Origin of the sequence: Streptomyces sp. NPDC057253 (genome assembly GCF_042669125.1) — a bacterium.
Classification (GTDB): domain Bacteria; phylum Actinomycetota; class Actinomycetes; order Streptomycetales; family Streptomycetaceae; genus Streptomyces.
In genome coordinates this window covers 1-25317 of the sequence record NZ_JBHUXV010000024.1, presented here as the reverse complement: position 1 = coordinate 25317, position 25317 = coordinate 1, and the positions used below count along the sequence as shown (strand labels likewise).

At 68.8% G+C, this 25317-nt stretch carries 21 protein-coding genes and 3 pseudogenes; 14 read left to right on the top strand and 10 right to left on the bottom strand.

Features of this window, described 5'->3' with window-relative positions; translation table 11 throughout:
* Positions 1–12 precede the first annotated feature (12 nt).
* Entirely contained in the window at positions 13–753 is a 741-nt protein-coding gene (locus ACFULQ_RS15925; protein WP_383543641.1) for an SDR family oxidoreductase, read from the bottom strand.
* A gap of 161 nt (positions 754–914) precedes the next feature.
* Between ACFULQ_RS15925 and ACFULQ_RS15920 the strand changes: the two genes are divergently transcribed.
* The 7 genes from ACFULQ_RS15920 (at position 915) to ACFULQ_RS15890 (ending at position 6433) form a co-directional block, all read left to right on the top strand.
* Complete coding sequence (locus tag ACFULQ_RS15920) at positions 915–1358, top strand: cupin domain-containing protein (protein ID WP_383543639.1); 444 nt, start codon at positions 915–917, stop codon at positions 1356–1358.
* Between the two features lie 10 nt (positions 1359–1368).
* Positions 1369–1947 (top strand): DUF5134 domain-containing protein, encoded by a 579-nt coding sequence (locus ACFULQ_RS15915; protein WP_383543636.1) that lies wholly within the window; start codon positions 1369–1371, stop codon positions 1945–1947.
* Between the two features lie 20 nt (positions 1948–1967).
* Positions 1968–2903 carry a patatin-like phospholipase family protein gene (locus ACFULQ_RS15910; RefSeq protein ID WP_383543634.1) on the top strand — a complete coding sequence of 312 codons (936 nt, stop codon included), beginning with the start codon at positions 1968–1970 and terminating at the stop codon, positions 2901–2903.
* Positions 2900–4132, top strand: a complete 1233-nt coding sequence (locus tag ACFULQ_RS15905) for a macrolide family glycosyltransferase (RefSeq protein ID WP_383543630.1) — start codon at positions 2900–2902, stop codon at positions 4130–4132. Before ACFULQ_RS15910 ends, ACFULQ_RS15905 begins: the two co-directional genes overlap by 4 nt.
* On the top strand, positions 4132–4620 hold the full coding sequence (locus tag ACFULQ_RS15900; RefSeq protein WP_383543627.1) for a hypothetical protein: 489 nt from the start codon (positions 4132–4134) through the stop codon (positions 4618–4620). Before ACFULQ_RS15905 ends, ACFULQ_RS15900 begins: the two co-directional genes overlap by 1 nt.
* Entirely contained in the window at positions 4617–5555 is a 939-nt protein-coding gene (locus ACFULQ_RS15895) for a hypothetical protein (RefSeq protein WP_383543625.1), read from the top strand. Before ACFULQ_RS15900 ends, ACFULQ_RS15895 begins: the two co-directional genes overlap by 4 nt.
* Positions 5556–6106: 551 nt before the next feature.
* Positions 6107–6433, top strand: coding sequence for a hypothetical protein (locus tag ACFULQ_RS15890; protein ID WP_383543622.1), 327 nt, complete (start codon positions 6107–6109; stop codon positions 6431–6433).
* Positions 6434–6797: 364 nt separating this feature from the next.
* On the opposite strand, the gene ACFULQ_RS15885 is transcribed toward ACFULQ_RS15890, so the two are convergent.
* The 5 genes and pseudogenes from ACFULQ_RS15885 to ACFULQ_RS15865 all read right to left on the bottom strand — a co-directional run bounded on the left by ACFULQ_RS15885 (position 6798) and on the right by ACFULQ_RS15865 (position 13419).
* A complete protein-coding gene (locus ACFULQ_RS15885; protein WP_383543619.1) occupies positions 6798–8417 on the bottom strand; it encodes a serine hydrolase domain-containing protein in 1620 nt (539 codons plus the stop codon).
* On the bottom strand, positions 8414–10273 hold the full coding sequence (locus ACFULQ_RS15880; RefSeq protein ID WP_383543616.1) for an alpha/beta fold hydrolase: 1860 nt from the start codon (positions 10271–10273) through the stop codon (positions 8414–8416). The genes ACFULQ_RS15885 and ACFULQ_RS15880 overlap by 4 nt, the downstream gene beginning before the upstream one ends.
* Positions 10274–11114: 841 nt before the next feature.
* Positions 11115–11414 (bottom strand): annotated as a pseudogene (locus tag ACFULQ_RS15875) (transposase); the annotation flags it as partial.
* A gap of 178 nt (positions 11415–11592) precedes the next feature.
* Positions 11593–11892, bottom strand: coding sequence for a hypothetical protein (locus tag ACFULQ_RS15870; protein ID WP_383543613.1), 300 nt, complete (start codon positions 11890–11892; stop codon positions 11593–11595).
* A 132-nt stretch (positions 11893–12024) separates the two neighbouring features.
* Positions 12025–13419, bottom strand: coding sequence for an alpha/beta hydrolase family protein (locus tag ACFULQ_RS15865; RefSeq protein WP_383543794.1), 1395 nt, complete (start codon positions 13417–13419; stop codon positions 12025–12027).
* Positions 13420–14243: 824 nt separating this feature from the next.
* Between ACFULQ_RS15865 and ACFULQ_RS15860 the strand changes: the two are divergent.
* The 3 genes and pseudogenes from ACFULQ_RS15860 to ACFULQ_RS15850 all read left to right on the top strand — a co-directional run.
* A pseudogene (locus tag ACFULQ_RS15860) lies at positions 14244–14569 on the top strand (helix-turn-helix transcriptional regulator); the annotation flags it as partial.
* Positions 14570–14816: 247 nt separating this feature from the next.
* Entirely contained in the window at positions 14817–15113 is a 297-nt protein-coding gene (locus ACFULQ_RS15855; RefSeq protein ID WP_383543610.1) for a hypothetical protein, read from the top strand.
* Positions 15114–15300: 187 nt separating this feature from the next.
* Positions 15301–15447, top strand: a pseudogene (locus ACFULQ_RS15850) (IS30 family transposase); the annotation flags it as partial.
* Between the two features lie 267 nt (positions 15448–15714).
* Here ACFULQ_RS15850 and ACFULQ_RS15845 read toward each other — a convergent pair.
* The 3 genes from ACFULQ_RS15845 to ACFULQ_RS15835 all read right to left on the bottom strand — a co-directional run bounded on the left by ACFULQ_RS15845 (position 15715) and on the right by ACFULQ_RS15835 (position 19727).
* On the bottom strand, positions 15715–16881 hold the full coding sequence (locus ACFULQ_RS15845) for an acyl-CoA dehydrogenase family protein (RefSeq protein WP_383543608.1): 1167 nt from the start codon (positions 16879–16881) through the stop codon (positions 15715–15717).
* Positions 16882–16893: 12 nt separating this feature from the next.
* Entirely contained in the window at positions 16894–18009 is a 1116-nt protein-coding gene (locus ACFULQ_RS15840; protein WP_383543605.1) for an acyl-CoA dehydrogenase family protein, read from the bottom strand.
* A gap of 158 nt (positions 18010–18167) precedes the next feature.
* Positions 18168–19727 carry a class I adenylate-forming enzyme family protein gene (locus ACFULQ_RS15835; RefSeq protein WP_383543603.1) on the bottom strand — a complete coding sequence of 520 codons (1560 nt, stop codon included), beginning with the start codon at positions 19725–19727 and terminating at the stop codon, positions 18168–18170.
* A gap of 90 nt (positions 19728–19817) precedes the next feature.
* Between ACFULQ_RS15835 and ACFULQ_RS15830 the strand changes: the two genes are divergently transcribed.
* Positions 19818–20990 carry an acyl-CoA dehydrogenase family protein gene (locus ACFULQ_RS15830; protein ID WP_383543600.1) on the top strand — a complete coding sequence of 391 codons (1173 nt, stop codon included), beginning with the start codon at positions 19818–19820 and terminating at the stop codon, positions 20988–20990.
* Between the two features lie 26 nt (positions 20991–21016).
* Positions 21017–22036 carry an acyl-CoA dehydrogenase family protein gene (locus ACFULQ_RS15825; protein WP_383543598.1) on the top strand — a complete coding sequence of 340 codons (1020 nt, stop codon included), beginning with the start codon at positions 21017–21019 and terminating at the stop codon, positions 22034–22036.
* 161 nt (positions 22037–22197) lie between these two features.
* On the opposite strand, the gene ACFULQ_RS15820 is transcribed toward ACFULQ_RS15825, so the two are convergent.
* Positions 22198–23676: a class I adenylate-forming enzyme family protein gene (locus ACFULQ_RS15820; RefSeq protein WP_383543595.1), complete on the bottom strand. Its 1479-nt coding sequence runs from the start codon at positions 23674–23676 to the stop codon at positions 22198–22200.
* A 156-nt stretch (positions 23677–23832) separates the two neighbouring features.
* On the opposite strand from ACFULQ_RS15820, the gene ACFULQ_RS15815 reads away from it, so the two are divergent.
* Both ACFULQ_RS15815 and ACFULQ_RS15810 read left to right on the top strand, forming a co-directional pair.
* Positions 23833–24633: an enoyl-CoA hydratase/isomerase family protein gene (locus ACFULQ_RS15815; protein WP_383543593.1), complete on the top strand. Its 801-nt coding sequence runs from the start codon at positions 23833–23835 to the stop codon at positions 24631–24633.
* A gap of 262 nt (positions 24634–24895) precedes the next feature.
* A partial coding sequence (locus tag ACFULQ_RS15810; RefSeq protein WP_383543590.1) for a methyltransferase domain-containing protein occupies positions 24896–25317 on the top strand: 422 nt, incomplete at its 3' end.

The following is a 25317-nucleotide window of genomic DNA, read 5'->3' as shown; positions in this document are numbered from 1 at the left end:
GTGCCGACGGGCTCATCGCCGAGCCAGCCACTCGGAGAAGGTCTCGTGCCCCAGACGGGCGTCCGCCGCGGGCAGCAGTGTCCCCTGCCCGAGCGTCGCCCCGAAGAAGGGGGTGTGGGCGTCCGGGACCACGTTCCGCAGATAACCGCGAGCGGCGAGCAGCTTCCCGGTGAGGTCGTCGAGGCGGTGCTCCTCGGGACCGGCGACCTCCAGCACACCGAACAGCGGTACTCCCACGGCGACATGGGCGATCGCGGCGGCGACGTCGTCCGTCGACACGGGGCGGATCAGGACGGGCGCGACATGGACGACGTCGCCGTAGGTCGCCGCACGCGACATGTACTCCACGGACTCGAAGAAGGGCGCGGCCCGCACGATGGAGTACGGCACGGCCGAGCGCCGCACCTGCTCCTCCTGAAGCGCCTTCGCCCGGAAGTAGCCCGCCCGCAGACGTTCGGCCCCCAGGATGGACAGGGTCACGTGATGTTCGATGCCTGCCCTCGCCCCGGCCTCCAGCAGGTTGCGGGTCGCCGTACCGAAGAACTCCAGGCTCTCCACCTCCCCGCGGGAGGGTGTGTCGGTGACGTCGACCACCACGTCGGCGCCGTGCAGGGCCTCGTCGAGGCCTTTCCCGGTCGCGACGTCCACGCCCTCGCCGCGCGACACACGTACGACCTCGACACCATGGTCACGAAGCCTGGCGACCGTCCTGGAACCGATCAGACCGGTGGCTCCTGCTACAGCGACTCGCATTTCGGGCCCTTTCCGTAGATCCCTCACACACCTAGGACAGGGCTCCTACCAATGTTGTGACACTGGTGTGGTCGCATGTGTCACAGACGCGTGCGGAGCCCGGTCATCACTGGAGACGGCCATGGCGGTCATGGCCGGTTGAATCCCAGGGAGGCCGACACATGTCGGAACAGGACTCAGCGCAGGAGACCGGAGTGCAGACCCGGTCGGAGGGCTGGAAGACGGCGGCGAACCTGCTGCAGGACACCGCTCCGCTCACCGTCCCCGAGGGGGCGTCGGCGATGACCATCTTCGTCGAGTGGGAGCCCGGGGACCCGGGAAGCCCGCCGCACCGCCACTCGGGACCGGCGTTCGGCTACGTCATCGAGGGCGCCGTCCGTTTCGAGATGGAGGGCGAGCCCGAGCGCGTGGTCGAGGCGGGCGGGACGTTCTGGGAGCCGGGCGGCGACCCGATCCACTACCAGGACGGCAACGCGCTGTCCGATGCGCGCACCCGGTTCGTCGTGACGATGCTGTGTGCGCCGGGCAAGCCCATGCTCGAACTCGTCTCGGAGGAGGAACTGGCCCAGCGGGCCCATCTCCGCGCCCCACGGCCCACCGACTGACGTCCAGGGCATGAGCGCCGCCGATGTGGTGAGCGGCATGCTGACGGCGCTGTTCACCGCCGCGGCCGTGTACGCGCTTAGGCATGCCGTGCTGCCACGGGGCTCCGGGTGGCTCGGCCGAGGCGACAGTCTCCTGCACGCCGTCATGGCGTCGGCGATGGCGGTGATGCCGTGGCATCCGCTCGGTGAAGGGCCGTCACCGGGGCGGACGGCCTTCTTCTTCGCCGGCGCGGCTCTGTGGTTTCCGCTGACCGCGGTTCTCGGCCGCAGCGGTCCCGGACTGGCTGTCCTCGTGCGCAGGGCCCCGCACGCGGTCGGCATGGCCGCCATGGCGTGGATGCCTGTGCGGCACGGCGGAGTCACGGACGCGCGGACCGGCGACCTGGTCACCGGTGCGCTGACGCTCTGTCTGCTGGCTTACGCCCTCTGGTCGCTGACCCGGGACATGCCCACGCTGCGCGGAACTCCGGGCAGCGTGGGCGGGTCCGCCGGCCTCAGCAGGTCCGTCGACCTCAGCGGGCCCTACGACCACTTCTGGCATGGATCGACCGCCATGGGCACGGCCCTCATGCTGCTCATGCACCACTGACCCGACCTGAAAGGCGGATCATGATGGGACACCCCGGAACGACGGGCCTGCGCACCCTTCCGCGCCCCGTGGCCGTGGTGGTGGGCGCCGGTGGCGTGCTCGGAGCGGCGCACATCGGTGTCGGCCACGCGCTGGAGCGCCACGGATTCGTCCCTGACCTGATCGTCGGCACCTCGGTGGGTGCCCTCAACGGGGCCATCGCCGCCGCCCATCCCCGACGGGCGGCACCATGGCTGGACCATGTGTGGACCCAACTGCGCCGCCGAGACGTGTATCCGCTCGGCTACCCCTCCTCACGGACCAGTGTCTTCACCGATCGTGGGCTGCGTCGACTGATCGCCCGGGCCGTACTGCCCTCGCGGATCGAGGAACTGGCCGTCCCGTTCACCGCCGTGGCCACCGACCTGGCCACCGGCGCCGGGGTACTGCTCGACCGGGGAGATCTCGAGTCCGCGCTGCTGGCCAGCGCGGCCATTCCCGGGATGCTGCCACCGGTTGATCGTGCCGGCCGGACACTCGTCGACGGTGGGCTGGTCGCCTACGTCCCGGTGCTCGCGGCCCAACAGGCCGGTGCGGCCAGTGTGGTGGTCGTGGCGACCGGGCCGGAGAGTGCGCCGTTGCACCCCGTTGTTCCACGTCGACGCGCCGGCGCGATCGCCGCCAGGGCCGGGCTGCTGATGGTGCACCACCAGATCGAGCGTGACCTGCACGAGGTGTCCCGGCACATCCCGACCGTGGTGCTGCCGACCGGCATCGAGACCTGGCCCGCGCCGTGGGACTTCGGACAGTCCCAGCGGCTGATCAGCACCGCGTGCACCACCGCGGAGCGCTTCCTCAACGTGCTGCGCGTCAGCGGGCCGGGGCTGTACCGGGTCGAAGAACTCTCGGCGCCCCGGGAAGGCCCGCGCGAGGCATCCCTCTCTTCTCCACCGAACACAGCGGAGGTCGGCCTGTGAGCACCATCGCGTTCCTCGGCATCGGCATGCACGGGCATGTCAATCCGACGCTGCCGGTCGTGGCCGAACTCGTCCGACGCGGCCACACCGTCACGTACCACACCTCGCCCGCGTTCCGGGAGGAGATCGAGGCGACCGGCGCGACGGTGTACCTGTACCCCGGGGGTGATCAGCCGGTCCCCGATCCACCCACTCCGGTCTCATGGATGGAGTCACTCGCGAGTGCCGCCGTCCAGTTGCTGCCCCCTGCGCTGACCGACCTGCGCCGCGTCCGACCCGACCTCATCGTCCACGACAGTGCCTGTCTGTGGGGCGCGGTGGCCGCCCGTGAACTCGGAGTACCGGCAGCCTCCTCCTTCACCACGTTCGCCCTCGGCCGACATGTCCCGAGCCCCACCCGCGGCTCCTGGAACCTGCTGACCATGGCCGCGGCGCAGCCCCGCAGTGTCCGGGGCTACCTGCGGTCCCGCTGGGCGCTGCACCGCCGCTTCGACGCGCGCGGGTTGCCCCTGCTCGACGTGGCGGACATCCGCCAACCGCTCAACCTCGTCTACACATCACGGGCGTTCCAGCCCGCCGTCGACGGCTTCGACCAGTCCTACCGGTTCGTCGGCCCGAGCATCGGCGCCCGACCGGTCGACCCGTCGTTCCCGGCCGACCGGCTGCGGGACCCGGTGCTGTTCGCCTCGCTGGGCACGGTGTTCAATGCCGCCCCTCGGCTGCTGCGCGGCCTGGCCACCACGCTCGCCCCACTGGGCGGCACCGTGGTCGTCGCCACCGGGCAGACCGATCCCGAAGCGCTGGGACCGTTGCCGGCCAACGTGCTCGTCCGTCGTTTCGTGCCGCAGCCGGAGGTGCTGGCCCACGCAGCGCTGTTCGTCACCCACGGCGGGATGAACAGCGTCAACGAGGCCCTGTACGCCGGGGTTCCGCTGCTGGTGGTCCCGCAGGGTGCCGATCAGCCGATGGTGGCCCGGCGGATCGTAGAACTCGGCGCCGGTTTGTCGATGCGCACCCAGGAAGTCGCAAAGGGCGAGGCGCACACCCTCGCCCGGCAGCTGCTCCATGACCCTCGGTTCCGGACGGCCGCCGGCAGCCTGCGGATCGCCCAGCGCGAGGCGGGAGGATACCGACGCGCGGCCGACGAACTCGAGCGGTATCTGCACACGACTGGCTCACCCGGGCCCGGTGAGCCTGCTCCGTCGGTACGGCACGGCGAGGCCGAGTGATGTCCCCCGCAGTCGTCGTCCTGCTGTTGTTCGCCGGGCTGTCGGAGGCCGCCGGGCGTGTCCTGCCTCTTGCGGCGCGCCGCTCCGGTATGCCGCGGACTCTCGTGGCGGCGCTGCTGCTGCCCGCCGGTCTCGTCGAAGGTGTGGTCTTCGCGCTGTGGCCGTTGACCGCTTGGTCCGTGGCCGAGTCGGTGCTGTCATCACCGTCCCCGGGCACCGGCTTGGTGTGGACGCCGAGCATGGTCGCCCCGCTGGTGCTGGCCGCGGTTCTCGCCTTCCCGTTGCTCGGACCACTGCTCCACTTCTTGCTCTTCGTGGGGGTGGGGGCGGGTCTGGTCGGCCCGCTCGCCGCGGCGAGCGGGCTGGGCTGGTGGAGCGCGGCCGGTTGCGTCGCCGTCGCCGGGACCGGGCTGGGTCTCGCCGTGGAGACCGTTCGGCGCCTTGTGGTGAGGATCGGTGCGACCGAGGCACAGGAGTCGATCGCATGAACGGTTTCCTGCTCTGGGCCTGCCTGGTCGGGCCCGCTCTGCTGGCCGAGGCGTTGCTGGCCCGCTACGAGGTTCTGGCGTACGGCGCCGGTTGGCGTGTGCCTGCCACCGAGCTCCCGGAAGGCGTTCCGTACGCCCGGGGTGCGACCCCTGACAGCCCCCCGGGCGCCTACCTGGTCTACCTCGACGGCATCGGCAAGCGCCACGTCCGTGACAGCCGGGACGGTGGCCAGCTGGTCGAGGCCCTGATCGCAGGAGCGCCAGAGCTGCGGGTGCTGGGACAGGTGCAGCCCTATTCACCACTGGCCGACCCGCTTGCCGACAGGCTGGTGTGGGCATGGCTGCGCCGCCACATCGGGCTGCTGCTGTTCCTTCACAACGTCATGCAGACCTTCGTCGCCGCCGACCACCGCTACCGCCCCCTGTACAACCAGGCCGTCGGTTCCCAGATCGCCACTCAGCTCCGGCTCGCCGGCTACCGGCCCGACAGCGGCACGACCGTGGTGCTGCTCAGCTACAGCGGCGGCGCGCAGGTCGCCACGGGCGCGGTCGAGGAGCTGTACACCCAACTGCGCTGCCCGCTCCTGCTGATCACGCTCGGCGGGTTCCACAACGGAGCCAACGACCTCACCCATGCCGAGCATCTGCATCAGCTCACCAGCGCGAACGACCGGATCGAGCAGATTGCGACCTGGATCTTCCCTCAGCGCTGGAGGCTGTCCCGCCATAGCGGATGGAACCGGGCCGTCCGCGCGGGGAAGGTCACCGTGCAGCGGCTCGACCCGGCTACCCACTTCGGCCCGCGGAGCTACATCAGCCCAACGGCTCTGCTGCCTGACGGCCGCAGCCACCTCGACCGCACCGCCGACACGGTCATCGCGGTCATCCGGGCCCACCACGGCTCCGCCCTTCCGCAAGGCGACCCGCTGCCGTGACGCTCTCGTCCCTCACTCTTGGCCGTGGCCACTCTCGCCGACGCGTACGACCTGCTAGGGGCATGGCGTCGGTCACGGGAGTCGCAGTCGCCCTACCGAGGCCAGGAGCCGGACCATGCCCGGACCAGGACGCGCCCATGTCCCGCATGTCTGACCGATACCGCGGTGACCTCCGGCGTTCTGGCTCCGAGTTAGGCAATTTGCCCGGCGGAGGCAGCGATCAGAATGTCCGAAAAATGGCGGTCGCCAGCTCCAACCATCCCCCTGTCCTCTTTGTCTGACAGGGCATCGATGCGCGACACACAGGAACGGAAAGGGGCTGCTCACCGATGAGACGCTTGGCAACGGTGCTGGCGACGGTGGTACTGATACTGACAGGGACGGGCGCCGTGCCGGCTGTCGCTGCCACGCCGCAGACCGCCGCATGTGAGACGGCGTGGGGAAGCATGGCGAAGGCAGGACCCGGATCGCTCGCGATGGCCGGGGCTCTGACGGATGTCCGCACCGGCCGTCACGCCTGCTACGACCGGATGGTTTTCGACATTCCGGGCATGACGACTGCTGATCCAGCCGGTTACTGGGCGCGGTACGTGCCCGGCTTCGCCCACATTCCGTCCGGGACCGGGATCCCCGTCGCGGGCGGGGCAGTCATCGAGATCAGGTTCACCGCGCCGGTCAACCAGTCGCAGTATCCGGTCGGGCTCGCCGCTCCGCTGCCGGGGCTGGACCTCAGTGGCTACCAGACCTTGCGGGACGCGAAGTTCGGCGGCTACTACGACTCGGCAACCCACATCGGACTCGGTGTCCGGGCCACGCTGCCGTTCCGGGTGCTGGTACTGCCCGGACGACTGGTATTGGACGTGGCGCACAGCTGGTAGCCGAGCCCAGGCCGCTCACCGTCGCCGCCTTCCGCAACCGGCGGCCGCAGAGGGCCGCGTGGCCAGCTCCGCACGACACGGCGGCGGCCGTCGGCTGCGCGGCACTGGGCACCGAACGGCACGCGAGGGCCAACCTCATCATCTCGAGGCGCATTGTGACCGAGGCCCTTCGCCCAGCTCCGGCAGTTCGTGGAGTACAAGCCACGCCGCGCCGGTGTCCCCGTCCTGTTCAGTACTGGACGGTGGAGACCACCCAGCAGCCAGTTGGGCACTCCCCCACCCCAGAACCTGACCAGGTACTTCAAGTCATTCCTCCGGGTGCTGCCCGAGCATAAGTACGGCCCCCGGCCCACGGGCGTCCGGTTCAGCCTGTCTGGTGGCGGTGCAGCCGTCCGTGGTTGCGCCACCAGAGGACCTTTCCGTCGGGTCCCCGCACGAAGTTGGAGCGGGTGCCGACCGGCTGGCCGTCGGGATCGAGGTCCAGCGCGAAGTCGGTGCGGTAGAAGGCGACCCCGACATCGCTGCTCTCGCCCTGTCCGGTGTCCATTTCCTCGGCGGCGGCCTGGCTGCTCGGGCCCTGGACCGTCTGGGTGCCGTGCAGCCGCCCGTTGTGCCGGGTCAGCGTGATGACGGTGTCCTCCATCGCGCCCTCCTCGTTGATCCGCTGGGCAATGTAGGAGCCCTCGTACGGTGCCAGTTGCGCGCCGCTGAACGACCTGGCCGTAGCGGGGAGGTTGGTCACGCCGGCGAACAGGTTCAAGGCCCAGTCGTCGGTGAACAGTTCGTCCCGGAGCGCCGTCCCTCCTTGGGAGTTGGTCAGCAGGGTAAGTGCGAAGCCGCGGCTCGGAACCACCACAAAGCCCGAGATCTGCCCCGGCCAGGTCCCGCCGTGCTGCACGATCCGCGGCCCTTGGGCGGTAGGGCGCAGCATCCAGGTGATTCCCATGCCGTCGAGTTCCACGACCAGGGTGCCGCCGGGGCCGGGCCTCGAGCGCATCTGTTCCAGGGATTGCTCGCTCAGCAGTCGCGTGCCGTCAGGGGCCCTACCGTCTCCCAGGTGGAAGCGGGCCCAGTTCAGCTGGTCGCGCACGCTGGAGATCAGGCCTCCGGTCGGCGCGAGGCTTCGTGGCTGAGGCCAGAAGGACGGCTCCAGCACGGCCTTGCCGTCGACGACGTCGTGTGACGCCGCGACATTGAAGCCGACGATCTCATCGCTGGAGAAGCGGCTGTGGCCGAGTCCGAGCGGATCGATGACCAGTGTGCGAACCGCAGCCTCGTAAGTCGTGCCCGTCACCGCCTCGATGATCCGCCCGGCCACGCACAGCGCCGCGTTGTTGTAGGCGAACACCTCACCGGGAGGGGCGAGTTGGGGAAGTCGTGCCATCGATGCCACGAAGCGGGCCAGAGCGTCGTCGCCGGGACCGAAGTCCTGGTAGTCGTCACCGAGCCACCCGGCACTGTGGTTGAGCAGCTGCCGTACAGTGACCTGGGCCGAGGCGTACGGGTCGGCCACCGCGAAATCGGCGAGGTAGCGGCGCACCGGGGAGTCCAGGTCGACGCTGCCCCGCTCGACCAGCCGCATGATGGTCGTTCCGGTAAAGGTTTTGGTGGTCGAACCGACACGGAAGACGGTGTCACCGTCGACGGGAACCGGATGGTCGACGTTGGTGACCCCGTAGCCCTTGACGTACTCCTGGCCCTCCCAGAGCACGCCCACCGCCGCTCCGGGAATCGCATACGTGTGCATGCCGGCCTGGATTTTGGCGTCGAGGGCCCGCAACGGCGAGGTGTCGGTGGTGCCGGTGCCGCCGCCTTGGACGGTGGATGGCGGCGCCGCGGCCGCCTGCCCCGGCGAGATCGTCGAACAGCCCACCGCTGCCGTGGCTCCGAGAAAGCCGCGTCGAGACCATCGCATGGCACCGCCGTGTTCGGACGAAGCACCGCGCACAGCGTCGGACTCGGCCGACAGCACGTCCTCGTTCACGAACCGGCTCCTTCACTGCCGACGACGAACGTCGGCGGCTTCACGGAACTCACACACCCCGTGTCGGGGTGGTCAGGGTTGTCGAAGAAGGACGTGATCACCTTTGCCCCGCACGGATTGTCGAAGGTCCCGTGGGCGACTCCGGCCAGGGTCACCACCGTTGAGCGGGGAAGCGTGCGAGCCACGAAGCGCCCCCACTGGGCCCCGGTCTGTGCGTCGAAACTTCCGGAGATGGCAAGTGTGGGGATGTTGCTTCGAGTGACCGCACGAATCGAGTCGGACGCCTTCGGGACGGGCCACTCCTGGCATGCCTGCCGCAGGAACGGCAGCTGGGGCGCCTGGGCCAGGACCGAACGGGGAAGCTCGGGAAAAGCTTGCTGCCCCTTGGCGAGCTGCTCGCCGGGGGTCTCGAACGGCACCCATTCGCTGCACCACACGCTCAGCGAGAACCCGTGAGCGAACATCCCCTGTGAGCCGGGAATCCAGGCCGACGCCCACTGCTCGGCGATGCGCTCCGGGTGGCCGTGGGCCAGTTCGTCCACGGCCAGCGGGAAGTCGTCGGGGGCGTGGCTGGCACGCACCAGCCAGTTGAGGAGCGCCCCTCCGTCCAGGACCACCTTCACCTTGCCGACCTGCGGCACTGTCGCGTAGGTGGTGACCGGATGGGCCTCGAGCTGACGCACCATGCGCAGGAAAGTGGCACCGATGTCCGGGTAGTGCTGCTGGCACGAGGGCTGGGCCGCGCAGGCGCCGACGATGTTGTCGAACGCCTCCCTCATGCTGCTCCACGTCCAGCCGGGTGTCGCCTCCGACGGCGGCACGACGCCGTCGACGGTCACCGAGCGGATCCCCTCAGGGAACATGCGCATATAGGTCAGCGCCAGCTGCGTCCCGTAGGAATGCGACAGCACGTTCCACTCTCGGATGCCCAAGACCTGGCGCAGATCCGCCAGGTCGGCGGCGTTCTCACTGGTGTTGTAGGCGGCCGGGTCGATTCCCTGGGCTGTCAGGCGCTCGTGGCATCGTGCAGCCGCCTGAGCGTACCGGTCTCCGGTGGAGGGTGCGTCGTAGCGGAGGTGCACGCGGTCCGCGTAGAACTGGTCGATCTCAGGGCACGTCAACGGCCGCTGGGAGGAGTACGTCCCGCGCTGGGCCAGGACGACCATGTCGCGGTCACGGTTCAGGCCGGCCTCGGTGAGTTCGGATATGTTCCCCAGGGCGTCCGCGCCGGGGCCGCCGGTGAGGAACACGATCGGATCCTGGCGTGGTTTCGGCGATTGCGCGGACACGAGCGCAACGGCCAGACGAAGGGTCCGCGTGGACGGGTGGGCCCGGTTTTCCGGTACGACGAGGAAGCCGCAGCGGGTGTCCTTCAGTGGTCCGTACGTAGTGGGACACGGAGCGGGCTCGAACCGGGACGACGGCTGCGTCACCGCGTGATCGGACCAAGGCAGCGCAAGCTCGGTTCCCGGGAAGATCCGGTGACCTCGGTCGCTGGAGGCGTACCCGTGCCGACGGGCTGCATCCTCGATGGTGTGCTCATTGAGGGCATAGACGCTGTCCCACTGCATTCCGCTGCCAAGAGTGCGCTGAGCGATGTCCCACAGCGTGTTTCCGGAGGCGACGGTGTGCGTGCCACTCTGCGTGCCTTCAGGCATCCAGGTGTCGGGCATCCGTGCCGAAGACGGACCGAGCCGAAAGCGGTTGGCAAGCAGAGCGCCGTCCTGGCCCGCTGAAGGCTTGTGACCGAGGGCGGCCACGCCGGGCATGCTGTGGGCCGGAGCCGCGTACAGCATCGTCAAGCCGGCCAGAAACATGGCGGCGGCAGCAGCTGCCGAGCGGTTGCGTATGGGCATGTCGTCCTTCCGAAGAGGTACCGGAGGCAACCCAGAAGCACCGGTCGTACGCATCAGCAAACGGAGTGGTCGCCAGACCTCATGCTGTGAGGCCCGCCCGTGCCCCGCACTCCAGCGAGCCCGAAAGGAGCACACAACTGACGGCGAAAGGACGAAGCTGCTGCCCGCAGCTGGTCTGACCGTCTCTCCGCTTTCCTGTAGAGATCTCGTGGAGGCGATCAACGAAGATGCCCTGTCGTTCATAGGTGGCGCGGATCAAGTTCGCAGGAACTCGTTGATCGATGGCGGACCGAATGGGCCGAAGGAGGGGCCGCGGAGCCCCAGGGAGCCTGTACCACGCCTGCAAAGCCCGCCTTCGTGCGCGTGCACTGGGCTCCTTGGACGCACCCGGCCAGGGAGCCTTGCGCCTGGCCCGCTGCTTGTCCGACAGCCCGCCCGAGGACATCGTCGTTCTTACCCTCGACACCTGGCTCCAGGCGAAGGGATAGCCGCCCGGTCCCGGCTGCACCAGGCAGCCTGGCGGTCCGGGCTGGCTGGGCGCGTCTGACTGCAGGTTGATCTCACCCCAGTCGCCCACCATCTTGTAGCCGGCATCGAGCCTGGCAAGGGAGTCAACTGATCCGAAGTCGGCACTGTCGCCCGCGTCGGTTGCAGGCGTGATGACACTCTGGCCCGTTCAGTGCAGGTCACGTACGGACGAGAAGACGACCGTGGCCGGTCGGAAGCAGGCACGTACGTAGCTGTCCTCCAGGCTGACATTCTCGAACCCCGGGAAGCTCGGGGTAATTGTCGTGCATGGCTCACCCCTCGGACCGGCTGCAAGCTGAGATCGTGACCCTGACCAGAGGAAGATGCCAGCGATATAGAGCCCGGCCAGGTAGATCGTCGCGGTCTTCTCGTAGCAGGTGGTGATGCCTCGCCACTGCTTGAGGCGGTTGATGCACCGCTCCACGGTGTTGCGTTGTTCGTAGGTCTCCCGGTCGAACGCCGGCAGCCTGCCGCGACGCAGCCGGTGACGCTGCCGGTCGGCCGGGGCTGGGATCACCGCTCGGATGCCGCGCTTGCGTAGGTGCTCACGGATCGCACATGAGGAGCACGCCTTGTCAGCCAGCACCACGTCCGGCCTTGTCCGAGGCCGTCCACGGCGTCGGGACCCGCTGGGCCCCATGAGCGGGCGTCACCATACGGTCGACGATGGGGTGGCCTCCCTTCCCTTTGACTGCGCACCACGCTGTCGTTGAGCCACTTCATCTGATCGCTGCGACCTCGGCCGGCCAGGTCATCGGTGACAAGACCTACAGCTCCCGTGAATTCCGCGCCTACCCACGAAACACGGCATCAGGTGCAACATCCGGGAGAAGGACGACCAGCGGCGACACCGCCGCCGCCGTGAACTCGTACTCGCCGGCCAGTCGATAGGCGTACTCAAGGGCAAGCTGCGTCATACCTTCCGCACCGCGGCTGTCCAGAGCCAGCACCGCTACCCGCTGCCTGTATGCCGACTCCTCCCGCAGGTGCACCAGGATGCTGTCCCTGCCGGTACATCCGGCCTCGAAACAAGCCCCAGGCAGGTCCACGTCGCACATCAGCCGTCGGACCATCTGGTCAACGAAGTGCACGGCAAGACTCCGGCCGCCGCCACGGCAACGGCCGGGGTCTCGTGCAACCTGACGCAGCCACGGGAGAAGTAGGGCGTTGACGCCCCCCACGTTGGCGGCCAGACATGTGGCTCGGCCCGCTCGGCCAGCACCTTACGGTGCGATGCCGACCCCGCCCATCCGGCTCCACGCCTTCTCCTGCTGAGCCGTCATGGCCGGCCACGACCGCCCTCCCGGCCGGGGCTCGACGCGGGAGGCGTACGGGAGAGGGCGGAAGTCGGGGTCGTAGAAGCAGCCCGTGCCGTAGGTGCGGTCGTGGACGGCGCAGGTGGCTGCGACGGACCGCGGCGTGGGCTTCTTTCCTGTACGTACCCAAGTGGCTAGGGCGGCAATGGAGTTGGCGTACTCGGCGTTGCTCAGTTCACTGTGCTCGTGTTCCGTCGTGAAGGTCTGAACGAGGTGTTTCGCCCGGTGGGCGCCTTCCAGAGTGGCCCGGTACGCGGCCTCGTGCTCGATGAAGGCTGTGGGGTCGTCGATGGCGTGCAGGGTGAGGACGGGGATCGAGACCCGGCCGGTGAGGTCGCTGTCGTAGGACAGGTCGCGCCGCGCCTCCGGGTCGGCGGAGAAGCGTTCGACACCTTTGTTCAGGGCCTTGTCGTCGTGTGAACCGGAGTACCTGACCCCTGCGTTGCTGAAGGGGTTTCGGTCGCCGAGCCGGTTGTGCACGATGTCGCGGAACGTGAACACGGAGAAGCGCAGGTGTGATTCGAGGGTCCGCTCCGGGATACGTGTGACCGCGAGGATGTCGTCGAGGTTGCGTTGCTGCAGAGCGGTGCGGTCCTGGGGTGCCGACGTGTATCCCGTGCACTCCCGCAGGCGGGCTCGCAGTCCTGCCGTGGTCAGGGTCGAGGAGGGCCGCAGTCCCTGCCACAGCGGGTACTGGGGTTCGGTGGGGCGGGGCAGGTTCTGACAGTAGTACTGATAGACCACGCGGAGGTCGACGCGGTAGTCGTATCCGCGTGAGCCGCCACCCAGGACCCCGTTCGTGAGCAGAGCACCGTCATAGGCACCGTGTTTGCCGTACACCTCCACGACCTTGCCGGCAACGTTCCCGCCCCAGGACTGGCCGTGCACGAAGGTCCGTTCGGGATCGCCGAACTCCTTCACGAAGAGCCGGCGAACATTCTCCGTGTCGTCGGCGGCCGTACGGGTCCCGTATCCCCCACGGCGGTAGGACGAGCCCGCCCAGGCGTATCCCTGGTCCACCATCACCGACCAGCGTTCCAGGTCGCCGACGCTCCGCTCGGGGTCGGATGCGTCGCCCAGGTCGGGGCCGCCGTGAGCGTGCACGACGAGCGAGCCGTTCCACTGCTTGGGAACAGCAATCGCGTAGAAGGCGCCGTTGGTGTCCTGGCCGGTGTAGCAGGTGGCCTTCTCCGCCAGGTTCGCAGGGCAGGAGACGAGTGCTGGGGGCGTCTCTGCGGCCGCCTGGGCCGGGCTGATGCCACTGAGCGACCCAGCAACGAGGCCTGTGACACCAGCAGTCAGCGTTACGAGGCGTCGTGCGCGGGTCCGGAGGCGACGAGGGGGAAGAGTGATCCGGCCTGAGCGATTCACAGCGATGCTCCTGAACTCCAGGGGCGCAGTTCGCGCCGAGCGCTGTGATGTTAGGAACGCGTGCGTCGGTGCACCATGTGGCGCTTGATTCTGTTCATAGTGTGCGCACAGGTCGTGCATACCTCGATGTTGGGGGAAGCCTGCCGGTCGACTCCCCGACCAGCCGGTAGGGCCGACGAGCGGTCCTACGGCGCGCTTGCCACGCTGCCAGGCGCCGCGGATGGACAGAGTGCATCGGATGTCCTTGGTGGGCCGCCGTCCACCAGCAGCAGATCGGCCTTGAGGCCAGGTGCGTGGCGTCCACGATCGGCCAGTCCAGCGGGGCGTCGCCCGGACGCTGAGCTGAGAGGTCAGCCTGGTCGCGACCGGTCTGGACTACTGGCATACGAGGGGACCGGTGACCACTTACCGGCGGACCTACTGCGCCCCCGGTTACCGGTACGGCTACCGCAACCGCTATATCTGAACCGGCGGTCCACAAGATGGTGGCCCCGCCGCCGTGACATGACCATACGCGGAGACATGTATGACCATCCCCCCGGACTCGATACGCGGGCTCATCCTCTTCGCACGCTCTACCAATCCCTGGCTACTTCTCTCCGCACGACTCGCAGTCTGGACCGTTTTGTCGATCCTGTCGGCCCTCACCCCCGTCTACAACGCCGACGCCTCCCTCTGGATCTGGCCCTTCGCTCTGATCTCCTGCCTCCTCATGACTGGTCAGACGATCGGCGCGATGAGACACAAGAGGCAGGGCCGACAACCGCTCCCTGGCGGCCCTGGGCAGGCAGGTCGGCGCCAGTGACCGCACCCTGTCACGCCTGTTCAAGGCCGATCTCGGTATGACGTTCCGCAGTAGCGCAATCAGCTGCGACTCTCCCGCGCCCCTGTGCTGCTCGCCGAGTACGCTCCGGTGACGGTGGCGGCGCACTTGTGCGGTTAGTCCTCGCCGAGCGCGTTCATCGACGTCTTCCACCGTGCCTTCGACCACACGCCGGGACGCGCCTCAGACATGGGACAGGCAACAGACCGAAACCAACAACAGTCGCCCACACGCACAACCCTCGGGGAGCGACGCTGAAGCGCGCAGGGTTTGAGTGAGTGTCAGGTCCATCATGCCTGGTCGACGCAGCTTTCGGTAGGACGAAGCGCACGCCCGTACGGCCTTGTTGAGGGTGGTGTCGTGACCGCAGACTCGTCGTCATCCACTCTCCGGCCAACGGGCCGGCATCCGTCACCGGCTGCCGGCGCGTTCGCCGTGCTGTCTCGCCGTGTGACATGTGCCGGCCGGGGAGGGACGGGGACGAAGGGGATCGATGGATCAGGACATGGTTGTGCTGGCGAGGGTCAGGCTGCTTGGTGCCAACCGCCGGGTGGTACGAGGCACCGAGGGGCTGTGGATCTACCGTCTGCTGACGCAGGTCGAGCCGGAGGTGTACGGATCGAAGCTGGCGTACGTCCTGGTGGAGGAGAGCGGCTCACCGCTGCTGCAGGAAATGCCTGAGCGCAGGCTGGCCCTGCTCCACGAGGCCGTGGAGGTGGCGCAGGCCCTCAGTCCGGCCAACCCGTACCGGGAGAAGGTACTGCAGAGAGCACTGGCCGCGAGAGCCCGCACGATGCCATAGCCCCGAGCGGGGCCCGGGCAAGACATCCGGTCTAGTGGTCGTCGCAACACCCCAGTGAGCGGGAGGAATACCTTCGGCTTGTGGTTGGGGTCAGCAACACGGAAGCCTGCCGGATCGTCGGCGTCACCGCCGCAATGGCACTCGATGCCTCTACGGCCGGCAGGCTTCCGGGAAGGCGTACGCGCCCATGGCCGACACCCAGGTTCCATGGGAACCCCGGCAGGTGTCTTCCGGGCCGGACGCAGAACCAGAGCAGACGGGTCCGTCACTGTATCTGGGCGAATTGGACCGCATCCACATTACGGACCGGCCGCGGGAGAAGGCATCCAACCGCACCATCGCGGCCAAGCTCGGCCCCAGCCCCTCGACCATCAGCCACGAGATCCGCCCCAACCCAACTGTCACCCCGGCGGCTCCTGGTCCTGTCGCCCCCACGCCACCCAGCACCGGGCGGATACATGCAAGGCGAGACCCAAGCCCGGCAGTACCGGCCGGAACGCCGAACTGCGGGACATCATCCAGGACCACCCACTCCTGGCGTTGCTCCCGCCCGTCGACTCCGGAAGGCCAGGAGCCGACCGCACGGCCTGGCGCGGTGTCCTCAGCGCGGCGGCATCGCCGGGTCGAAGGGCATGCCGAGAACCTGCTCGGCCACCGCGTTGCGTTGGATCTCCATCGTGCCGGCTCCGATCGTCGAAGCTCGCGTACGCAGGTATCCGTAGGTCCAGCGGCGCCCCTGGACACCGTCGGGCCCGTCGAGCAGACCGGCCGGCCCGAGCAGTTCCAGGACGATCTCGTGCAGGCGCTGCTCGAAGCCCGAGTTGATCAGACGGCTCACCGAAGCGATCGGGCCGGGTTCGCCGTACTCCTGGATGTGGGACAGGATGCGCATCGCGTTGACCTGCAGGAGGCGGGTCTGCACCTCCAGTTCGGCAAGCCTGTCGCGAGCCACCGAGTCCTCGGTCACACCCCGCTCGCGGAGGAGGTCGTAGATCTCGTCGACGATGGTGCGGTAGAACGCGGCCTGCGTCAGCACGCCGGCCGACCGCTCGTGTCCGAGCGTGGTGCGGGTGATCTTCCAGCCCTCGTTCTCCTCACCGATGCGGTTGGCCACCGGCACGCGAACGTCGTCGAAGAAGATCTCGCAGAAGGTCGATCCCCCGGTGATGTCCTTCAACGGCCGCACCGTGACGCCCGGCGACGTCATGTCGATGAGCAGGTAACTGATCCCCTTCTGGCGGCTGTCACGAGCACCGGTGCGCACCAGTGCGAACGCCATGTCGGCGGCATCCGCCGTACTGTTCCAGACTTTCTGGCCGTTCACGACGTAGTCGTCTCCGTCGCGGCGGGCGGTCGTCGTCAGCGACTGCAGGTCGCTGCCGGCACCGGGCTCGGAGAAGGCCTGACACCACACGACGTCGCTGCGGAGCATCGGCCGGAGGAAACGCTCGCGCTGCTCGGGGGTGCCGTACTTGATGATCGTCGGGCCGCACAGACCGACGCCGGTGCCCGGATGCGAGGGGACGCGGGCCCGGGTGAGTTCCTCGTGGTAGATCACCTGGCGACGGAGGTCTAGCGCCATCCCGCCGTACTCCTCGGGCCAGCCGGGCCCGGCGTAGCCGTTGTCGAACAGCGTGGCGTTCCAGCGGCGGGCCCAGGCGATACGGCCGGGCTTGTCCTTGGGGGGCTTCCCCAGGTCCACAGTGTCCAGAAACTTCCGCAGTTCGGCGCGGAAGGCCTCCTCCTGGGGCGTCCAGTTCAGCTTCATTCCGACTCTCCCTCAGAGCTTTACCAGGTCAGCGAGCCTGCGGCGGTGCTCGCCCGGACTTCCGAAGAGCTGGTGCGACGACTTGGCGCGACGCAGATAGAGGTGGGCGTCGTGCTCCCAGGTGAAGCCAATGCCGCCGTGCATCTGCAGGTTCTCCTGTGCTGCCTGCAAATACGTCTCCGATGCCCGGGCACCGGCCACACAGGCCGCGACCTCCAGTTCCGCCGGATCCTCCTGCGCCGCCCAGGCCGCGTAGAGCACGGCGGAGCGGGACTGCTCGACCGAGAGGAGTACGTCGGCGCAGCGGTGCTTGAGGGCCTGGAAGCTGCCGATCGGACGGCCGAACTGTTCGCGTAGGTGCGAGTACGCCACGGTGAGATCCAGACACCTGGCGGCGCCGCCGACCTGCTCGGCGGCGAGCGCGGCGATCGCGACATCGTGGGCGTGGGCCAATGTCGCGGCGGCGGCCGCCCCGGTGGCGAGCACGGTGCCTTCGGCGTCGTTCAGGGAGACGATGGCCAGCCGCCGGGTTCGGTCGAGGGTACGGACCGGGGTCACCTCGACACCCGGGGCGGACGTCTCCACCGCGACCAGCACCGGCTCGTTCGCCGTGACCGCCGTGACGAGGAGGACATCGGCGACGCCGGCGTCGAGCACGTATCTCTTCACCCCCGTCACTCGTGCCGTGCCGCCGTCGATGCGCGCCTGGGTGTCCGCGGGGGGCCGGAAGAACGCGTCGCCCTCGGCCTCCGCGAGGGTCACCACCGTCGTACCGTCGGCCACACCCCGCAGCAGGGCTCCCGCCGCGTCGGATCCGACGGCGTTGAGCGCCGCGGTGGCGATCACCGTGGCCAGGAACGGACCGTCGTACAGGACGCGGCCGAGTTCCTCCAGGACCAGCAGTTGCTCGGCGAGAGAAGCACCGGCCCCGCCCCACTCCTCGGGGATCGCGAGTGCGTGGGCGCCGAGCTGGCTGGCCAACTGCTGCCACACCTCACGGTCGAATGCAGTGACGGGGTCCTCCACATCCAGGCGTGGCCGCAGGGTCTCGACGGGAGCCTTCGCGTCGAGGAACCCGCGCAGCGTGGTGCGGAACTCTTCCTGCTCCGCTGACCAGGTCAGCTCCATATCCCAGCCCCTTCGCCGGTTCTGTCCTGATGGCGTCTGCGCCACCTTACATCTCACTAAGTTACCTGAGTGAGCGAGGATTGACTCCGTCGGGGTCCGCTTCCGTCGAGCCTTTCCGGCGACAGACGCGCCGGCACGGTGACGACCGCGACGACGCCTCACGCCTCGGTAAGCGTGCGGACCAGCTCGTGTTTGCGGATCTTGCCGGTGCCGGTGCGCGGCAGCGTCTCCACGAACTCCAGGCGCTCGGGGATCTTCTGCTTCGCGACCCCGGACTCGAGGAAGTGCGCCGCGAGCTTCTCGAGGTCGAGCGTCGCGCCCTCCCTGAGCACGACGAAGGCACAGACACGTTCCCCGTACCGCTCGTCCGGGATCCCGACGACCGCCACCTCGGCGACCCCGGGATGCGTCGCGACCACACCTTCGATCTCGGTCGCCGAGAGGTTCTCGCCGCCCCGGATGATGATGTTCTTCTTGCGGTCGACGACGGTGAGGAGGCCGCGGTGATCGCTCACCCCGATGTCCCCGGTCGGGAACCAGCCGTCGCCGGTGAAGACCTGGTCGTCGGGCACGTTGGTGTATCCGATGAACTGCTCCGGACCCCGCAACTGGATCTCGCCGGGCGTACCGGGGAGCACTTCCGCGCCGTCCTCGTCGACCAGGCGCACCCGGTTGCCGCCGGTGAGGTAGCCGTCGTGCTCGGCCCGCACTCCGAGCGGGTCCCGCCAGCGGCCGATGGCGACCGTGGGATGCTCGCTCATACCGTACGCGCGCACCAGACCGACACCGCAGGCGTCGGCCCGCCGCACCAGGCCGGGCGCGACCGGGGCGCCGCCGCACATCATCATCCGGATCGAGCTGAGGTCGTACCGTCCGGCCTCCGCGAGTTCGATCATGCCGACCGCGTGGAACGGTGTGGCGGCCATCGCGGTGACCTTCTCCGACTCCACGAGCCGGCAGGCCAGCTCGGCGTTCCAGCCGTCCATCACCAGGGTGCGCAGGCGATACAGCACCGCCCGGAGCGGGAACAGGTATCCGCCGATGTGGCCGGCGGCCGAGCCCTGGAGATAGACGTCGACGGCGCTGTCGCCGTAGGCGCGGTAGTCGTAGTCGTACGCCTCGGCCAGGAGGCTGCGCCGCGAATGCCGTACCCCCTTGGGCACGCCCGTCGAACCGGACGTGTAGATGACGAGACAGCAGGCGCTCTCGTCGTGCAGCGGCTCGTCGGCCAGCGGCTCGGCCTGCTCGAGCGACGCCCAGGTGACATAGCCCTCCGGTGTGTCGTCGAGCATGTCGAGCATCACGACGCAGGGCGGGCGGAGCTCCTCGGGAACCGCCTCGACGACCGAGAGGTAGTCGAACTTGTTCCACCCGCGCTGGGTGAGGTGCACCCTCGGACGTGCGTCCTGGAGGACCTGGGTCACGTCACGAGCGCCGAAGACGGGGACGATCGGCACCAGCACGGCGTCGGCCATCAGCACGGCGAACTGCGCGATCACCGACTCCAGCCGGTTGCTCAGCTGCACCGAGACACGCGAGCCGGGCTCGACGCCCGACTCCCGCAGCCCCTGGGCGACGCGGCGTGCACGGGCGTGGATCTCGCCCACCTTCACCGTTCGTGCGGAGTCCGGCGACACGAACTCGAGCTCGGTGCGGGCGTCCGCTCCCCCGGCGCGGGCGATCAATTCCGTCAGCGTGTTCGGTGTGTGCAAAGTCATTCGCCTGCCCCGTTCCGACGACATCATCATCTAAGTTAACTATCATTGCTTCATAGTTGTAAGGGGCGGCTAGGACAGGGAGCGGTGGTCGTGGATCTGCACTTCACCCCGGAGGACGAGAGTTTCCGCGACCAGGCCCGGACCTGGCTCGAGAAGAACCGCCCGCGCGAGCCGCGGCCCGAAGATCCCGTCGACGCCCGGCCGTTCGACACGGCATGGCAGCGCCGCCAGTTCGACGGCGGCTGGGCCGGCATCAACTGGCCGTCCGAGTACGGTGGCCGCGATCTCTCCCTGATGCAGCAGCTCATCTGGTACGAGGAGTACGCGCGCTCCGGTGCTCCGACCGTCGGCGTCTGCTTCGTCGGCCTCGCCCACGCCGGGCCGACGCTCATCACCCGCGGCACCGAGGAACAGAAGGCGCAGTACCTGCCCCGAATCCTCCGCGGTGACATCGTCTGGTGCCAGGGCTTCAGCGAGCCGGGCAGCGGCAGCGACCTCGCGAGCCTGCGCACCCGCGCGACCATCGACGGCGACCATCTGGTCGTGAACGGGCAGAAGATCTGGACGAGTTACGCCCAGGCAGCCGACGTCCAGGAACTGCTGGTGCGCACCGACCCCGCCGCCCCGAAGCACAAGGGCATCACCTGGGTCATCAACGACATGCGCACCCCCGGGATGGACATCCGCCCCATCCGCAACCTCAACGGTGTCGAGGACTACAGCGAGGTCTTCTACGACGACGTGCGGATCCCGCTGTCCCACGTGGTCGGCGAGATCAACGACGGCTGGTCGGTCGCGATGTCGACGCTCTCCTTCGAGCGCGGCACGGCCTTCATGGCGGACATCGTCGAACTCGGCCGCACCGTGGAGGAACTCGTCGAGACCGCTCGGGAGACCCGGTCGTGGGACGGCAGCGGCACCGCCTGGTCGGACGACCATCTGCGGGTCGAGCTGTGCCGCCTGCGCGCGGAAGTCGCCTCACTGCGCGCGCTCAACTACGCGACCGTCTCGCGCGTCGCACGCGAGGGCAAGCCGGGAGCGGAGGCCTCCATCGTCCGCCTCCAGTTCGGACTGCTCACCCAGCGCACGTTCCACCTCGCCGCCCAGGTCGTGGGACCCGGCAGGGCGGAAAAGGTCGGCAGCCGTGCCAGGTGGAGCCGCGGCTACCTCAACAGCTTCCGCACGGTGATCGCCGCGGGCACCAAGGACATCCAGCGCAACATCATCGGCGAGCGGGTGCTCGGCCTCCCGAAGGACCGCTGAGAGGCGGTGTGCTGAAAGGACTTCTCGTGGATCTCCTCCCCTCCGCCGACCAGGCGGACATCGTCACCTCGCTCGCTGAGCTGCTGCGCGAACAGGCACCCCTCGACTTCGTACGCGAGTACGCCGCTCCCGGCGACCTCGCCGCCCTGTGGGCGCGGCTGACCGGTATGGGCGTGTTCGGACTGGGTATCGACCCGGACAACGGTGGCATCGGACTCGGTCTCGCGGAGGAGGTCCTGGCCTTCCGTGAGCTCGGGCGCGCCCTGACGCCCGGTCCCCTTCTGGGCACCGTGCTGGCAGCCCACCTGGCCGAGGAGGCCGGTGACAACGCCCTCACCGAGCGCATCGCCGGTGGTGCCGCCCGGGTGGCGCTCGCCGAGGCGTACGACGACCCGGCCGCGACGGCGGGCGGCGTCGTGTCGGGCACGTTCCGCGTGACGGACCTGACCGGCGCCGATCTCGTCCTGGCGGTGACCCCGGACGGTGCGGCGATCATCGACGCGGCGGGCGTCGAGGTGACATCCCTGCCCTCAATGGACCCGACCACCGAGATCGGCGTCGGAGTGATCGATTCCGAGACCGCACTGCGCTCCTCGGCCTCGGACCGGACCTGGTGGAGGGGCTGCGCCCTGACAGCGGCCCTCTCGACGGGAATCGCCGAGGCGACCCTCGGCCAGTCGGTCGAGTACGCGAAGCTGCGTGAGCAGTTCGGCCGACCGATCGGGACGTTCCAGGCGGTGAAGCACCGTTGCGCCGATATGGCCGTGCGGGCGGAGAGTGCCTATTTTCAGACCGTGTTCGCCGCCCTCGCGTGGAACTCCGGGGACCCGAACGGCACCCACCATCTCGCCTCGGCTCGCATCGTCTCCACCGACGCGTCGCGTCACAACAGCGCCGACAACATCCAGAACCACGGAGCGATGGGCTTCTCCCAGGAGGTCGACGCCCATCTCTTCGCCCAGCGTTCCCTGGTGCTGGAGACCACACTCGGCGGCGAGCGCCGGCATCTCGAGTACATCGGGAGCGCGGTACGCGTCGACTGGTGACGCGGGCAGGCCGCACGGTTCGGTACTCGACCCGTCCACGCCGGCTCCGGGGCCTTGTCCACCGTGGTTCCGGGAGGCGAGTGATCGCACCGGACCACCACGGCACACGAGCACGTCACGTCACTTCACTTCACTTCACTTCACTTCACTTCACGGAGCAACTACGAGACCCCGCGATCGGGACCCTCCTCGAACATCGCGGCGACCTCGGCTCGGCTGATCTTCATCGACGGTGTGCGGGGAAGCCGGTCGACGATCTCGACCGCCACCGGGATCTCGTACGGCGTGAGTTCGACCCGGCATGCCTGGAGGAGTTCCGCAGGCGTGACGGCGGCGCCGTCGGCCAGCTCGACCACGGCCACAGGTACCTGCCCGAGCCGCTGGTCCGCGATGCCCGCCACCGCCGCGGCACGGACCGCGGGATGGGACTGGAGTACCTGTTCCACCTTGTCGGGGTGCACCTTGAAGCCGCCGCGGAGGATGGCGGCGTCCGCCCGGCCGGTGATGAAGAGGAAGCCGTCCTCGTCGATACGGCCGAGATCGCTCGTCGTCGTCCACCGGCCGCCGGTCTGCGCCGACCGCACCTGGAGCCGGCCCACCTCCCCGGGGGGACGCGGCTCTCCTGTCTCCGCAGCGGTCGCACGGACCCGTACCCCTTTGAAAGGCCGGCCCACGCTGCCGCGCTTGGCGTCGTACCACTTCTCATGGTCGGCGTACGTCCAGGCGGCGATGGCGCCCGCGAACTCGGTGGCACCGTACGTCGCAAGCACACGAATGCCGTACTTGTCCACGAAGGTGTCGATCAGCTCCGGCGGGCACGCCGCGGTCCCCGACGTGATCGCCTTGAGGCTGCTGAGCGACTCCTTCGGCACGTCGGCGTCGACGACCAGTTGCAGAGCGGCCGGCACGAGGCTCACGAACTTCGGCCGGTACCGCTCGACGGCCGCCACCCAGTCGGCGACGCGGAACCGTTCCAACAGCACAAGGCGTCGCCCGGAAAGGACGGTGCTGATCACATGCCACAGGCCGCCGCTGTGCACCATCGGGGCGCTGACGATCCCCACGGACTTCGTGAAACGCGGGACCCCGCCCGAACCCTGTGCCGCGAAGGCCGAGTCGAACTGGGCATAGCCGAGTCGCACCCGCTTCGGCGGCCCGGTGGTGCCCGACGTGAGCATCTCCACCGCGGTGCCCGGGGCGTAGCCCTCCTCGGTGCCCGGCACCGCGGGCCCCGAGTCCAGCCGGCCGTCCGGCTCGGCCACCACGGCCACTCCGTGCGCCTCGATGGCGGCCCGGACCTCCGGAACACCGACCACGTTCCGCAGGCCGATCACGACCGGCGGTGCGTTCTTCACAATGTCGGCGGACAGCCGCGCCGGAGGCTGGAGCGGGTTGAACGTGGTGACGCAACGGCCGGACATGAGGACTCCGATGAGGAGCCCGACGAATTCCGGCCGGTTCTGCAGGAGAAGCCCGACCCGCGCTCCCTCGGTGAGACCCAGGCGATCGCACAGGTCGTCGACGCTCTCGGCGATGCCGCGGATCTGTCCCCAGGTCCACCACTCGTCACCCAGGCCCGCAGCGGGATCGGACGAGGGGGCAGCAGCGAGCAGTGCCTGAAGCTGGGTGCGAAGTCCCATGACGCCACCTTTTGGTGCCCACTTGATCTCGCGTGTGCACGACACGCCATCCCTATACTTAGTTGACTAAGATACATGCGCTGGCGGTGTGCAGGCCCCACTTCGTCAGAGGAAGTGCTTCACTTGGTTTACTTAGTTATGGCTAATCTGAACGGTATGAGCTACTCCGAGATAGCCGTGGACACTCCGGCCGAACATGTGCGTCGCGTGACCCTGTCCCGCCCTGACCACGCGAACGCGATCAACAAGCGAATGCTCGCCGAGATCCTCGATGCCGTGGAGGACATCGCCGCGGACGACTCCGTGCACGTGTGGCTGCTGCGCGGTGCGCCCCGTCGTGACGGCCGGCCGTGGTTCAGTGCCGGCGCCGACATGAAGGAGGCTCTTTCGCCGCCCGTCGACGCGACCGTCGACGGGGCGGACGTGTGCGACCGGATCGACGCTCTGCTCAAACCGTCGATCGCCGTGATCGGCGGTGTCTGCACCACCGGCGCCCTCGAACTCGCCCTCGCCTGCGACCTGCGGGTGGCGGGCCAGTCGGCGGTGTTCTCCGACTACCACCTCGTCCGCTCCGGACTCGGCATCGGCGCGTGGGGACTCGCCCCTCGGCTGAGCCGCCTCGTCGGCGTCGACAAAGCCAAGGAACTCCTGCTGCTGAGCTCTGACGTACCGGCACCGGAGGCGCAGCGCATCGGTCTCGTGAACCATGTCGTCGACGACGCCGCCCTCGACGAGGAGACCTTCACGATCGCGACACGCATCGCCTCGATGCCGCGACGCGGCGTGCGCGCCACGCTCGGCTTCCTCCAGGAGCAGGCCGGCCTCGGCGTGCACGACGCCCAGGCCCTCGCCCGGCGTTTCCCCGAGCTCATGGGAATCCGGTTGCGCCCGTTCAGCGACGCGGCCAGCCGCTTCTACACCGACCGGACGGGATCGACGCCGCCCGCGGCTCCGTAGGCAGCGTCGGTGCGCCGGCCCTGTCACGGAGGTGCGCTCCGGCCGTCGTTCCCCGACGGGCGGACCGACTGCGACGACAAGCAACTCGGCGAGACCATCCACCGCTACGGACGCGTCGGCCTGCTGTAAATCGACGCTAGGCGCACCCCGGCCTGGCCCGGCTGCCTACATGCTGCAAACCGCGGCCAGCGCAGCCGGCCGCGGCTACAAGCAGTAGTTAATCGAGCTCCTGGACGTCCAGCCAGGCCAGACCGCACTCGACGTGGGCTGCGGCCCGGGCACAGACCTTCCGACACTGGCGGAACGCGTGGGCGCGAGCGGCACAGTGATCGGCGTCGACCGCGACCCGGCCCTGCTCGCCCAGGTCCGCAGACGCGACAGCGACCTGCCCGCAGTCCAGATCCGCGAAGCAGACGCCCATGCCCTCCCCGTCGGGCCCGGCACGGTGGGCCGGGCCAAGATCAACCGGTTCCTCATGCATGTCACCGAGCCGGCCGGCGTGCTGGCACAACTCCACGCGGCCAGGAGCACGGATCGCTCTGGCGGAGCCGGACTGGGACACCCTGGTGGTCGACGCGGAAGATCTCGACACAGGCCGCGCGTTCACGCGTTACACCACGTCGGAAGTGGTCCGTCACGCCACCATCGGCCGCCGCCTCGCCCGTCACGAGGCCGGGCTGACGG

What these genes read in the sequence shown, in the direction of transcription:
- ACFULQ_RS15895 (WP_383543625.1), top strand. Translation starts at nt 4,617, where the DNA reads ATGAACGGTTTCCTGCTCTGGGCCTGCCTGGTCGGGCCCGCTCTGCTG.
- ACFULQ_RS15920 (WP_383543639.1), top strand. Translation starts at nt 915, where the DNA reads ATGTCGGAACAGGACTCAGCGCAGGAGACCGGAGTGCAGACCCGGTCG.
- ACFULQ_RS15880 (WP_383543616.1), bottom strand. Translation starts at nt 10,273, where the DNA reads ATGCCCATACGCAACCGCTCGGCAGCTGCTGCCGCCGCCATGTTTCTG.
- ACFULQ_RS15855 (WP_383543610.1), top strand. Translation starts at nt 14,817, where the DNA reads ATGGTTGTGCTGGCGAGGGTCAGGCTGCTTGGTGCCAACCGCCGGGTG.
- ACFULQ_RS15915 (WP_383543636.1), top strand. Translation starts at nt 1,369, where the DNA reads ATGAGCGCCGCCGATGTGGTGAGCGGCATGCTGACGGCGCTGTTCACC.
- ACFULQ_RS15925 (WP_383543641.1), bottom strand. Translation starts at nt 753, where the DNA reads ATGCGAGTCGCTGTAGCAGGAGCCACCGGTCTGATCGGTTCCAGGACG.
- ACFULQ_RS15910 (WP_383543634.1), top strand. Translation starts at nt 1,968, where the DNA reads ATGATGGGACACCCCGGAACGACGGGCCTGCGCACCCTTCCGCGCCCC.
- ACFULQ_RS15820 (WP_383543595.1), bottom strand. Translation starts at nt 23,676, where the DNA reads ATGGGACTTCGCACCCAGCTTCAGGCACTGCTCGCTGCTGCCCCCTCG.
- ACFULQ_RS15890 (WP_383543622.1), top strand. Translation starts at nt 6,107, where the DNA reads ATGACGACTGCTGATCCAGCCGGTTACTGGGCGCGGTACGTGCCCGGC.
- ACFULQ_RS15845 (WP_383543608.1), bottom strand. Translation starts at nt 16,881, where the DNA reads ATGAAGCTGAACTGGACGCCCCAGGAGGAGGCCTTCCGCGCCGAACTG.
- ACFULQ_RS15840 (WP_383543605.1), bottom strand. Translation starts at nt 18,009, where the DNA reads ATGGAGCTGACCTGGTCAGCGGAGCAGGAAGAGTTCCGCACCACGCTG.
- ACFULQ_RS15835 (WP_383543603.1), bottom strand. Translation starts at nt 19,727, where the DNA reads ATGACTTTGCACACACCGAACACGCTGACGGAATTGATCGCCCGCGCC.
- ACFULQ_RS15815 (WP_383543593.1), top strand. Translation starts at nt 23,833, where the DNA reads ATGAGCTACTCCGAGATAGCCGTGGACACTCCGGCCGAACATGTGCGT.
- ACFULQ_RS15900 (WP_383543627.1), top strand. Translation starts at nt 4,132, where the DNA reads ATGTCCCCCGCAGTCGTCGTCCTGCTGTTGTTCGCCGGGCTGTCGGAG.